Raw genomic sequence first — 11,645 nt, 5'->3', positions numbered from 1 at the left:
TCCTTTCTTATTGCTCGTTCGCGTCGGCATCAGCGTCCGATGCCTCCGCGTCGGTGACCCCGACCAACGCGTGCCGCAGCACACGATCGCCGAACCGATAACCCTTGCGCATGACGATCCCGATCACCGGATCCGCACCCGAACCCTCGTGCTGCACGGCCTCGTGCAGGGTCGGGTCGAACGGGTCGCCGGTGGCACCGAATTCGACAAGGCCCTGCTTGGTCAGCGCGGTTTCCAGCTTGTCCGCCACCGACCGCAGCGGACCCGATTCCAGGTCGCCGTGCGCGCGGGCACGATCCAGATCGTCGAGTACGGCCAGCAATTCGGTGACCACCTGGGCCTTGGCCGAATCGATGTTGGCCTGTCGGTCGCGCTCGACCCGGCGGCGGTAGTTCGCGTATTCCGCGGTCAACCGCTGCAGGTCGGCGGTGCGCTCGGCCAGCTCATCGCTTTCCGGCGCGACATCCTCGGGGGCGGGGGCCGCCTCAGCGACCTCCGCGTCCTCGATGATGTCCTCGATCAACTCCTGCTCGGAGGAGTTCTCCTGCGTCACTTCTTGTCCGTGTCGACCGGCTCGTCCACGACCTCGGCGTCGACGACCTGATCGTCATCGGCCTGGCTCGGGCCCGAACCGTTACCGGACTGCGCGTCGGCGGCGGCGGTGGCCTCGTAGATGGCCTGGCCCAGCGCCTGCGATTCGGTGGCCAGCTTCTCCACCGCGGACTTCACCGCGGAGATATCGGTGCCGTCCAGCGCGGCCTTGGCCTCGGCGACCGCGTTCTCCACCTTCGCCAGCTGATCGGCGGACACCTGCGCGCCACCCTCGCTCAGCTTCTGCTCGTTGATGAACTTCTCGGTCTGGTGCACCAGCGACTCGGCCTGGTTGCGGGTCTCGGCCTCTTCACGGCGCACCTTGTCGTCGGCGGCGTGCGCCTCCGCGTCGGCGACCATGCGGTCGATCTCTTCCTTGGACAGGCCGGAACCGTCCTGGATCTTGATCTTGTTTTCCTTGCCGGTGCCCTTGTCCTTGGCGGTCACGTGCACGATGCCGTTGGCGTCGATGTCGAAGGTGACCTCGATCTGCGGCACGCCACGCGGGGCCGGGGGCAGACCGGTGAGCTCGAACGAACCGAGCAGCTTGTTGTGCGACGCGAGCTCGCGCTCACCCTGGAACACCTGGATCTGCACCGACGGCTGGTTGTCGTCAGCGGTGGTGAAGGTTTCCGAGCGCTTGGTGGGGATGGTGGTGTTGCGCTCGATGAGCTTGGTCATCACGCCACCCTTGGTCTCGATGCCAAGGCTCAGCGGGGTGACGTCGAGGAGCAGCACGTCCTTGACCTCGCCCTTGAGGACACCGGCCTGCAGCGCGGCGCCCACGGCGACGACCTCGTCCGGGTTCACGCCCTTGTTGGGCTCACGGCCGCCGGTCAGTTCCTTGACCAGGTCCGAGACGGCGGGCATACGGGTGGAACCACCCACGAGCACGACGTGGTCGATATCGGCCACGTTCAGGCCCGAGTCCTTGATCACGGACTGGAACGGCGCGCGGGTGCGATCCAGCAGATCGGAGGTGATCTTCTGGAACTCCGAGCGGGTGAGCTGCTCGTCGAGGAACAGCGGGTTCTTGTCCGCGTCGACGGTGATGTAGGGCAGGTTGATCGAGGTCGACTGGCTCGAGGACAGTTCGATCTTCGCCTTCTCGGCGGCCTCGCGCAGACGCTGCATGGCCATCTTGTCCTTGGTCAGGTCGATGCCCGAGGACGCCTTGAACTTGTCGACCAGCCAGGTGACGATGCGCTCGTCCCAGTCGTCGCCACCGAGGTGGTTGTCACCGGAGGTCGCGCGGACCTCTACGACGCCCTCGCCGATTTCCAGCAGCGAGACGTCGAAGGTGCCGCCACCGAGATCGAACACCAGGATGGTCTGCTCTTTGTCGCCCTTGTCCAGGCCGTACGCCAGCGCCGCCGCGGTGGGCTCGTTGACGATGCGCAGCACGTTCAGACCGGCGATCTGGCCGGCTTCCTTGGTGGCCTGACGCTGCGCGTCTTCGAAGTAGGCCGGGACGGTGATCACGGCGTCGGTGATCTCCTCGCCCAGGTAGGCCTCGGCATCGCGCTTCAGCTTCATCAGCGTGCGCGCGGAGATCTCCTGCGGCGTGTACTTCTTGTCGTCGATCTCGACGTTCCAGTCGGTGCCGATGTGGCGCTTGACCGAGCGGATGGTGCGGTCGACGTTGGTGACCGCCTGGTTCTTCGCGGGCTGACCGACGAGAACCTCGCCGTTCTTCGCGAAGGCGACGATCGAGGGAGTGGTACGCGAGCCTTCGGAGTTCGCGACAACGACCGGCTCGCCGCCTTCGAGCACGGCGACGACGGAGTTCGTGGTCCCGAGGTCGATTCCGACCGCACGAGCCATAGTGGTTCCTCCTGTTTGACGTTCGAGTTTCAGCAACGCTGAGCGTGGTGGGCTCAATCTTGCCCTCGAGATCCACCGCAAGTCAACCCGAAGTTGAGTCAGGGTCGCTCAATGTTGTTGATCGGCACAACCAGCAGCTGCGGAGATTCATTCCCACGCCATTCTTGCCACGAGTGCGCTCAACGTCAGCCCCTGATGCGCGATCGTGACGGTCTGGAGACCTTCCTCAGCGGGTGAGGCCGGGGTGGATTCCGGGGCGCAGGCCGTTGCCTTCGGCGGTTCTGCGCAGGAGGTCCAGGAAGAGGACGCGATCATCCGGAGTGAGGGGTGCCAGGACTTCGGCGTCGAGTTCGGCGACGCGTTCTTCGGCCTCGGCCAGGAGGGTGTGGGCGGCCGGGAGTAGATGGAGAGCGTGGGCTCGGCGGTCGACGGGATGGCGGCGGCGTTCGACGAGGTTGCGCTTCTCCAGGTCGTCTACCAGGCCGACCATGACGTTGCGGTGGATATCGAGGGCCTCGCCGAGCTCCTGCTGGGTCCTGCCGTCGTGGGCCTTCAGGAGTTTCAGCATGCCGAAGTGGCGGGGCTTGATGCCGAGGGGCGCGAGGAGGTCGCTGAAGCGGTAGGCGGAGTGGAAGCCCAGTTGGCCGAGGAGGAATCCGGCGTGGGTCGACAGCTGCGTCGGGTCGGTCACGCCCCTACGATACGCCGATTAACGCACCGTTCATGATTGCCCTATTGATTGATAATCACTTGAGGTGCATAGTTTGAAGGATGACAACCTCTTCCACTCCCCCACCTCCCGATCCCCGGCGCTGGATCGCCTTCGCAGTGGTGCTGGCCGCCGGCTTCATGGACCTGCTGGACGTGACCATCGTCAATGTGGCGGTGCCCAGCATCCAGGGCGACCTGCAGGCCGAGTACTCGCAGCTCGAATGGATCATCGCCGCGTACGTGCTCGCCTTCGCTGCGGTGTTGATCACCGGCGGGCGGCTCGGCGACATCTACGGCCGCAAACGCGTATTCCTCACCGGCATGGCCGGTTTCACGCTCGCCTCGGCGGCGTGTGGGCTGGCAACCGATCCGACCATGCTCATCGGGTCCCGTTTCGCGCAGGGTGCGATGGGGGCGTTGATGGTGCCGCAGATTCTGGCGATCATTCAGACGACGTTCCCGAAGGAGGAGCGGGCCAAGGCGATTGCCGTGTACAGCGGTGTCGGCGGGTCGGCTTCGGCGGTGGGGCTGGCGCTCGGCGGCGTGCTGGTGCAGGCCGATCTGTTCGGATTGGGTTGGCGGACCATCTTTTTGGTGAATATCCCCGTCGGGATCGCGGGGTTCGTCGCGGCGTGGTTCGTGATGAGCGATTCGAAGTCGGCGACGCCGCCCCGGTTGGATCCGGTCGGGATGGTGCTGGCGGTTTCCTCGGTGCTGCTGCTGGTGTATCCGCTGACAGAGGGGCGTCGACTCGATTGGCCCGCTTGGACTTTCGTGATGATGGGTGCGGCCGTCGCGGTGTTCGCGGCGTTCCTGTTCTACGAGCGTGCGCTGACGCGGGCCGGGCGGTCGCCGCTGGTCGACCTCGGACTGTTCCGGTCGCGGCCGTTCGCGATCGGGCTGGGGGCCTGGCTGCTGTTCTGGATCGCGATGGGCGGGTTCTTCCTGGTGTGGACGTTGTTCATGCAGGGCGGGCTCGGATGGTCGCCGCTGCGGGCGGGGCTCACCTCGGCATTGTTCGCGGTGGGTGCCGGTGTGGGAGCGGGACTTTCGGTCGGGGTGCTGGCCGCGCGGTATGGGCGGCGGGTGTTGATGATCGGGGCGCTGGTGAATGCGGCGGGGTTCGCGCTGTACGGGGCGATGGGGGTGCGGTACGGGAGCGAGTTCACTTCGTGGCAGATGGCCTTGCCGCTGGTGATCACCGGGGCGGGGTTCGGGATGGTGGTGGCGCCGACGCTCGATCTGTTGCTCGGACAGGTGCCGGTGCGTGAGGCCGGGTCGGCGTCGGGGTTGCTCAATACGGGGCAGCAATTGGGGACGGCGCTCGGGGTGGCGCTGGTCGGGGTGCTGTTCTTCAGTGCGCTGGATCGGGATTCGGATCGTGGGGTGGAGTCGGTGACGCCGCAGATTCGGGCGGAATTGGCCGTCGAGGGGGTGCCGGTGGGGGTGCAGGATCAGATCGTGGCCGGGTTCGCGGCGTGTGTGCACGATCGGTCGGCGGAGGATGATCCGACGGTGATGCCTGCTAGTTGTGAGCCGAATGGTATTGGTGGCGAAGCTGTTTCGCGGGTGCTCGGCGAGGCTGGTGCGGAGGCGAATGCCGTGAACTTCGCGGAGAGCTTCCGGCACACACTGTTCTACGGCATCGGGATGCTGCTGCTGGTGTGCCTCGGATTCTTCGCTCTGCCGAAGGATGCCAGGTTGGAGCAGCGGATGCTCGATGATGAGCCGGAAACCGTCACGATATGAAACTGCTGGGGGCGCGCGTTGCCGTGCGCCCCTACGCGTTCGTCGGTGCGTGGAGTTGGGCCGTTCCGTGCCGCAGCGTTGCCAGTTGGTGTTCCAGGGTGGCGGAGCGGCGGTCTCGGTCGGCGGCTTTGATGCCCGCTGATTGTTGTGCGGCGGTGAGGGATTCGTCGATCGAGCGGAGGGTGCGCTCGGCGATGCCCGCGTAGTGGTCGCGCAGGGTGCGGTGGATGTGGTGGGTGCGGTCCTTGGTGTCCTTGGCGGCGTGGAAGGCGATGTCGTCGAGGAAGCGGCGGACGGCGGTCTTCGCTTCGGCGCGGCGGCGGGCGAGGCGGGCTTGTTTGTCGTCGCGGTAGGCCTTGCCGCCGACCAGCACGCCCGCGCCGATCGACAGGGGGTTCAGCATGGCCAGACCGGCGAATGTTGTTGCGAGACCGACCATCAGGACGCCGCCGTAGGAACCGCGCATGCCGACCAGGACCTTGGAAAGCACGCCGATGTCGGGTTCGAGTTCGGCCAGTGTGCCGGACTGGTGGGTGGCTTCGATGGCGAGGGCGGGCAGTTCGGTGGCGCCGAGTTCTTGAAAGTGTTCGGCTACGCGTTCGGCGAGGGTTTCGGCTCTGACGTGCGCCCACAGCAGGTTGTCGCCTAGCGCGGTATCGACTGTGCCGGTGAGCCATTCGGCGATGGCCTGCCAGTGGCGGCCGGGGTCGTGGTCGTCGATCCACTCCTCGCCGGTGCGGCTGATGGTGCGCAGGCGCTCGCGCAGGTCATGGTCGACGTCGCCTGCCAGGTCGGTGATGCCGTCGGCGAGGGTTTGTTGCCAGGCGGCTGTTCGCCGATGTAGTTGTTGGGCAGTTGCTTTCGCCGCTTCGAGTTCGGCGATGGTGGTGGCCGCGTGTTGCGGGTCGCGTAGGGCGGCCAGTTCGCTGCCGAGGGCGAGCGTGAGATGTTCTGCGGCAGAGGATATTTCGCAGGCGACCGTGCGGCGGGTCGCGGATTCCTCGCGGGTTACTACCTCGCGCAGGAACTGGAAGAGTTCGCCGAAACCGGATTCGGCGCCGAGTTGGGCGTCTTGTCGGCGTAGTGCGTGTGTGCGCAGCAGTGCCGAGATTGGAAGGACGGGCAGGGCCAACTGGGCCAGGTGTTCGCGGTCCGCTTCGAAGACCTGGCGCCAGTGGGGGTAAAGGTCGGTCTTTGTCACCAATACTGCTGTGGCGACACCAAATTCGTGCACCTGGCGGAGGAACGTCAGTTCCGGAGCGGTGAGTTCGGTCGAGGCATCGGTGACCATCAGGACGGCGTCGGCAGTGGGCAGCATTTCCAGTACGCCTACCGAGCGGCCGCGGGTGCCGATGCCGGGGGTGTCGATGATGACTATGCCGTCGGCGAGAAGGTCGTTCGGGAGGTGCAGGTCGATTCTCGTGATCGTTTTGCCTGCGGCCAAAGGGGTGCGGGCATCGATCTGTGCGAGTTCCTCGATCGGGAATTCGACGCGGGTTTCGTCGGAACCTGTTGTCGACAGGACCAATTCGGCTCGGGGGTGCGGGGCGTAGGCGAGTTGTAGCGGGATCGTGGTGGTTGCGTCGTCGCCTACGGGGCAGATGTCCTGGTTCAGCAGGGCGTTGACGAAGCGGCTCTTGCCCTGAGCGGGGTGGCCCGCGACGATGATCCGTCTGCGCGGGTCACGCAGACGGATCGCGGCCGATTCGAGGCGGGCCACCAGGTCTTCGCGGCCGGTGGTGCGGGCGGCCGTCGCGGTGTCGTCGAGGAGCGACAGCAGGGTGTCCATGGAGGTCAGTGGAAGAGTTCGTCGGGGGCGTCGAAGGACTCGGGGGTGGTCAGGGAATCGTTGAGGAGGCCGGTGTCGCCGGTGAGGGGGGAGGCGTGCAGGGCGGGGCCGAAGGCGCTGTCTACGTCTACGGCGGACCAGGTGTCGACGGATGTGGTTGTGGTGGCGGTGAAGTCGGCGGTGGTCGGTGCCGTGGGGTCGGCGGTGGTCGAGGTGGATGCTGTGGCGGCGAAGTCGGTTGACGCTTGTGTGGTCGCGACTGTGGACGACGTGGTGGTGCCCAAGGTGGTCTCCAAGCCGGTGCCGAGGTGTGCGCCTGATTCGGTTGCGCCGTGGGTGGTGGTGCTGATGGACGTGTCGATGGCGGTTTGGACGCCTGTTGTTGCGGTATTGGTCAGGGCGGTGGTCGCGGTGGATATCTCAGCGGCGGTTGGGATTCCGGCGGTCGAGTCGAGTGCAGTTCCGGCGGTGAGGGATGCGCTGGTGTCGATGGTGGAGTGCGGTGCGGCTCCCGTGGCCAGCGATGCGCCGGTGTCGAGGGTGGTGGCGAGCGAGGACTGGACTCCGGTGGCCGCGCCTGCGCCGATGGCTGCGGTCGTTTCTACCGCGCCGACGAGTGACGGGGCGAGTTGGGTGGTGGTGGCGAATGCGGTGGACAGGGAGGTTTCGAGGCCGGTGGTGGGGGCCGCTTCGAACGCGGTGCCGAGGGTGGCGCCGGCGCCTGCGGTCAGGCCTGCCGCGATCTGGGCGCCGAGGTCGGCGTTCGCCTCGGTGAGCGAAGTCGCCGCGGCGGCACCGGCATTGGTGGCCGCCCCGATCTGGGCGCCGAATGCGCCGGAAATCTCGGCGGCGGTGTTCAGGGCGGCCGACATGTCGGTGCCCCCGTTTATGCTCACGTTCGACGCACCGCTGAGGTAGGTCGTCAGACCGGTGGAGGTGGTCACGGCGGTGCCGAGGTCGGTGGCGATGTCGCCGGTGAGGTTGGTCGCCAAGCCGAGGGTGGCGGCGGTTTGGGTGTCGGCAGCGATCGTGGTTGCGGTCGCCGCGGATGCGGTGGTGCCCGCGGCGACGATGGCGTGGACAGGGTTACTGCTGTCGGGCCGGAGGGAGGCCGCGATAGTCGGGGCGGCGGCGCTGATTTCGGCGGGAGTGGCCGACAGGTGTGCGTCGCACAGGGTTTGGACGGGGTTGGCGCAATAGTTTGCTGCGGCTTGGGGATCGCGCAGCAGATCGAGGATGAAGTCGAGGATCGAGGTGGGGTTCATGGGCCTGCGCTCCTTCGGATCGCGGCTTGCGGGCCCGATCCGTGCTCGTCTGTCGGTGGGTGCGTTTCACGCTCGGACTTGCGAGTCTTCGGAAGGATATTCCTCATTCGGAACCCTTTCGTTACGCGGATTTCCGAGTAAGATCGAGTCGGAGTCGAAAAGGTAACGGGGGACGTCAGCTCGATAGCTGAGAGAGTGCTCCCTCGGCACTGCGAACCGCGGTCAGACACGCGGTGGCGGTGGCCTTGTCGATCAGGGGATGACGGGATCGGGTGTGCCACTTATGGGCTGCGGCGATCGCGTGCGTACGCAGGGTTTCGGGGTCGGCATCCACGGGGAGGCCGAGGCGTACATGGGGGGCTACACCGGCGCCGCCGATCAGGCGGAACAGTTCGGTGAGATCGTCCGGCGGGAGTGGGAGTTCGTCGGTGCGCAGCCGACCGAGCAGCCGGAGTTCGGCGAAGCCGTGAACATCGGCCAGGAGGGTGTGGATTCGCGGGAGGAGTTGGTCTGCCGCGGTGCCGGGGTTGGCGGTGATGACTCGATCCAGTGCCGTCAGCGCGGAGTGAGCTTTGAGTTGGTCTGCGCGCTGGCCGAATTGGACGTCCAGGACGGTGCGCAGCTCGTTGATGCCGCTGCGGGCGGTCAACTCGGCGGACAGGGCGGTGGCGTCACCGATACCGGTGCGGACCAGTTCGGTGGCCATACGCACACCGAACATGCCGAACCGATCCAGCAACTGGGCACGGGTCAGTGGGGAAACCGGCAGGTCGATGTCGGGGCGGGAGAAACGGTCGGCCGAGAGCATGGCCAGTTCGAGGTCTTCCGCGGGTAGGGCGGCCAGGGCGGCGAACGCGGCGAATTCGGGTTGGGTCAGGGTCGCCGCCGCGAAAGCGAGCAGGCCGGCCACGGGGATAACGGCCTGGCACAGGCCGGTTCGCTCGAGTTCGGTGGCGAATCGGGAGGCCACGTCGCGGGCGGAATTGAGGGCGTCGATACGACCCGCGCTGATCTCGTCGGCACGGGAGACCACCCCGACCACGCCCAGGTGACCGGCTCGACCGTCGGCGCCGATCTGTTCGAGGAAGTGCACGTCGGCGGCGTCCATCCGGCGCAGCAGATACACCACGGCGTCCGCGCCGGGGATCGTCACAGCGTCGGCATCGATGTCGGCGGGGGTCAGCAGGCGCATCGTGCGCTCGGAAACATCACGCGAAAGAGAAGAGGTACCGGGGGTGTCGATGATGGTGGTACGCGAGAGTTCGGCTGTCGGCCAACGGACTTCGAGGTGGTCGACCAGATGGTCACCCTTGGGGTTCCAGCGCAGATTGTTCATTTCGAAAGTCAGGCCGTGCGCGCCCGCGCCACGCCGGAGCACGACGTTGGCCGAGGCGCCCGACGACGCGTACGCGGTGACCATCGGCGTGGCGCCGGTGCGATACCAGGTGACCACGCGGGTGCACTCGGTGGCGTCGGTGGGGGCGATGCTCTGGCCGACCAGGGCATTGAGCAGCGTGGACTTCCCCGCCTTGATCGACCCGGCCAGCGCCACACGCAAGGGTTGGCGCAGCCGGTCGGCACAGTCGGACAGCAGACTGCGGGCCAATGGGTCGTGGCCAAGGGCCTGTGCGGCGGCCGCGACCAGGTCGCGCGCCTCGGCGAGACCGCCGTGCACGGGCTCGGGCGGGCGGCTCGACGCCATCTCGCCCGAGACAGGGGTGTCCGCGTGATGCCTCATCGTCGCGCGGCCCTCATCTATTCACTTAAACACACCTTCGAACGGATCCGGCACGGACTCCGCAGGTCACTTGGCCTTGCGGTCGGCGACCGGGACCGGACGCACACCCGCCGAGGGCGCCACGTACGAGCGTTGGCGACTCGACGGACCTTCCAGCTCGAGCATTCCGTCGGCGTACCGACGCAGCTCGGCCACCCGAACCAACTGGTGTTCGAGTTCGCCGCGGCGATCGGAACGGTCGGCCACCGCACTGTTGGCGGCATCCTGGGCGGCGCGCAACGAGGCGTCGATCGAGCGCACAGTGCGGTCGGCCACGCCGGTGTAATGGTCACGCAAGGCCCGGTGGATGCGATGCATCCGGTCCTTGGTCTCCTTGCCTGCCTGGAACGCCACGTCATCGACGAAACGGCGCACCGCCGCCTTGGCCTCGATGCGTTTCCGGGCCAGACGCTGCGTTTTGTCGTCCTTGTACGCCTTGCCACCCACCAGCACACCCGCGCCGATCGACAGCGGATTCAACAGCGCCAAGCCGGCCAGCGTGGACGCCAAACCGACCATCAGCACGCCACCGTAGGAACCGCGCAGACCGACCAGCACCTTGCTGGTCATGCTGATATCGGGCTCGAGCTCGTTCAAAGTGCCCGCCGCGGCACCCTTGCCCTCGGAGTCCATCGCATTGTCCACATCGGGCAGGTCGACGGCGCTGGCCTGACCGAAATGCTCGGCCACCTGCTCGGCCAGGGTTTCGGCCCTGGTGTGGGTCCACAGCAGGTTGTCGCCCAACGCCGTGTCGACCGTGCCGGTGAGCCATTCGGCGATGGCCTGCCAGTGTCTGCTCGGGTCGTGCTGATCGATCCAATCCTCGGCCGTATGCGCCACCGCACGCAGGCGTTCGCGCAGGTCATGGTCGATGTCGCTCATCAGATCGGTGATGCCGTCCGACAGCGTCTGCTGCCAATAACCAGAATTGCGGCGCAGGTCCTCGGCGGCGGTGCGGGCCGCAGTGAGTTCCCTGATCGCGGCGTCGGAGCGTTGCGGATCGCTCAGGGCCACAAGTTCACTACCGAGCACCAAAGCCAGATGCTCCGCGGCCGAATGCAATTCGCGGGCCACCGCCGCACGGGCGGACACCTGATCGCGCGCGACCACCTGTTCCTTGAGGAAACCGAACAGGGCACCGAAACCGGATTCGCGACCCAACTGCGGGTTGTTCAACCGCAGCGCGTGCGCGCGCAACAGCGACGACACCGGCATCATCGGCACGTCCAGGCCGGCGCGGGCGATGTGCGCGCGATCGGCCTCGGCGACCTGACGCCAATGCGGATACATGTCGATCTTCGTGATCAACACCGCGACGGTCGGACACAGCTCACGCACCTGACGCAGGAACGACAGCTCGGGCTCGGTCAACTCGGTGGAGGCGTCCGACAGCATCAGCACCGCGTCGGCCGCGGGCACCATGCCCAGGACCGCCGCCGAGTACGCGCTGGCGTGGCCGCCCACGCCAGGGGTGTCGAGCAGGACTATGCCCTCGCTGAGCAGCTGATTGGGCACCGCCGCCTCGATCCTGGCGATCTGCCTGCCCTGCGCGTACGGACTGCGGGCGTCGATAGTGCCGATCTCGTCGAACGGCACCTCCACCCGCATCTCGTTCGCACCCGCCGCAGTCAGGACCAGCTCGGCACGCGGAACGGCACCGTATTCCAGTTGCAGCGGGATCGTGGTGGTCAGGTCGTCGCCCACGCGGCAGATGTCCAGACCGAGCAGGGCGTTCACGAAACGACTCTTGCCCTGCTCGAGTTGACCGGTCACCACGATGCGCCTGCGCGGATCGTTGACTCGCTGCGCGACCGCCTCCAACCGGACGACCAGGTCGTCACGGTCGGCGGCGCGCGCCGCCTCGATCGTGTCACCGAGCACCGTCGACAGCGGGGTGCCCGCTGCCGACGGCGTCGTCTTCACTGGTGTTGTCATCAGT

General features: G+C 66.8%; 8 protein-coding genes. 1 reads left to right on the top strand and 7 read right to left on the bottom strand.

Going from position 1 to position 11,645, the window contains the following annotated elements; translation table 11 throughout:
• Positions 1-7: 7 nt before the first annotated feature.
• The 3 genes from grpE to ACFWU5_RS23865 form a co-directional block, all read right to left on the bottom strand.
• Entirely contained in the window at positions 8-553 is a 546-nt protein-coding gene (gene grpE / locus ACFWU5_RS23875) for a nucleotide exchange factor GrpE (RefSeq protein WP_379268954.1), read from the bottom strand.
• Positions 550-2,415, bottom strand: coding sequence for a molecular chaperone DnaK (dnaK, locus tag ACFWU5_RS23870; protein WP_379243897.1), 1,866 nt, complete (start codon positions 2,413-2,415; stop codon positions 550-552). Before dnaK ends, grpE begins: the two co-directional genes overlap by 4 nt.
• 226 nt (positions 2,416-2,641) lie before the next feature.
• Complete coding sequence (locus ACFWU5_RS23865) at positions 2,642-3,106, bottom strand: MarR family winged helix-turn-helix transcriptional regulator (RefSeq protein WP_379268953.1); 465 nt, start codon at positions 3,104-3,106, stop codon at positions 2,642-2,644.
• A gap of 80 nt (positions 3,107-3,186) precedes the next feature.
• On the opposite strand from ACFWU5_RS23865, the gene ACFWU5_RS23860 reads away from it, so the two are divergent.
• Positions 3,187-4,875 carry an MFS transporter gene (locus ACFWU5_RS23860; protein ID WP_379268951.1) on the top strand — a complete coding sequence of 563 codons (1,689 nt, stop codon included), beginning with the start codon at positions 3,187-3,189 and terminating at the stop codon, positions 4,873-4,875.
• Positions 4,876-4,906: 31 nt separating this feature from the next.
• Here ACFWU5_RS23860 and ACFWU5_RS23855 read toward each other — a convergent pair whose 3' ends face one another.
• From ACFWU5_RS23855 to ACFWU5_RS23840, 4 genes are all read right to left on the bottom strand, one after another.
• Positions 4,907-6,664, bottom strand: coding sequence for a dynamin family protein (locus ACFWU5_RS23855; protein ID WP_379268950.1), 1,758 nt, complete (start codon positions 6,662-6,664; stop codon positions 4,907-4,909).
• 5 nt (positions 6,665-6,669) lie between these two features.
• Positions 6,670-7,929, bottom strand: a complete 1,260-nt coding sequence (locus ACFWU5_RS23850; RefSeq protein WP_379268948.1) for an IniB N-terminal domain-containing protein — start codon at positions 7,927-7,929, stop codon at positions 6,670-6,672.
• 175 nt (positions 7,930-8,104) lie between these two features.
• Positions 8,105-9,631, bottom strand: coding sequence for a dynamin family protein (locus tag ACFWU5_RS23845; protein WP_379268983.1), 1,527 nt, complete (start codon positions 9,629-9,631; stop codon positions 8,105-8,107).
• A gap of 102 nt (positions 9,632-9,733) precedes the next feature.
• Complete coding sequence (locus tag ACFWU5_RS23840; protein ID WP_379243907.1) at positions 9,734-11,641, bottom strand: dynamin family protein; 1,908 nt, start codon at positions 11,639-11,641, stop codon at positions 9,734-9,736.
• Between the last annotated feature and the right edge of the window lie 4 nt (positions 11,642-11,645).

The organism is Nocardia sp. NPDC058640, assembly GCF_042716995.1.
In the GTDB taxonomy this organism is placed as follows: Bacteria; Actinomycetota; Actinomycetes; order Mycobacteriales; family Mycobacteriaceae; genus Nocardia.
This window is presented reverse-complemented; position numbering and strand designations above follow the sequence as displayed.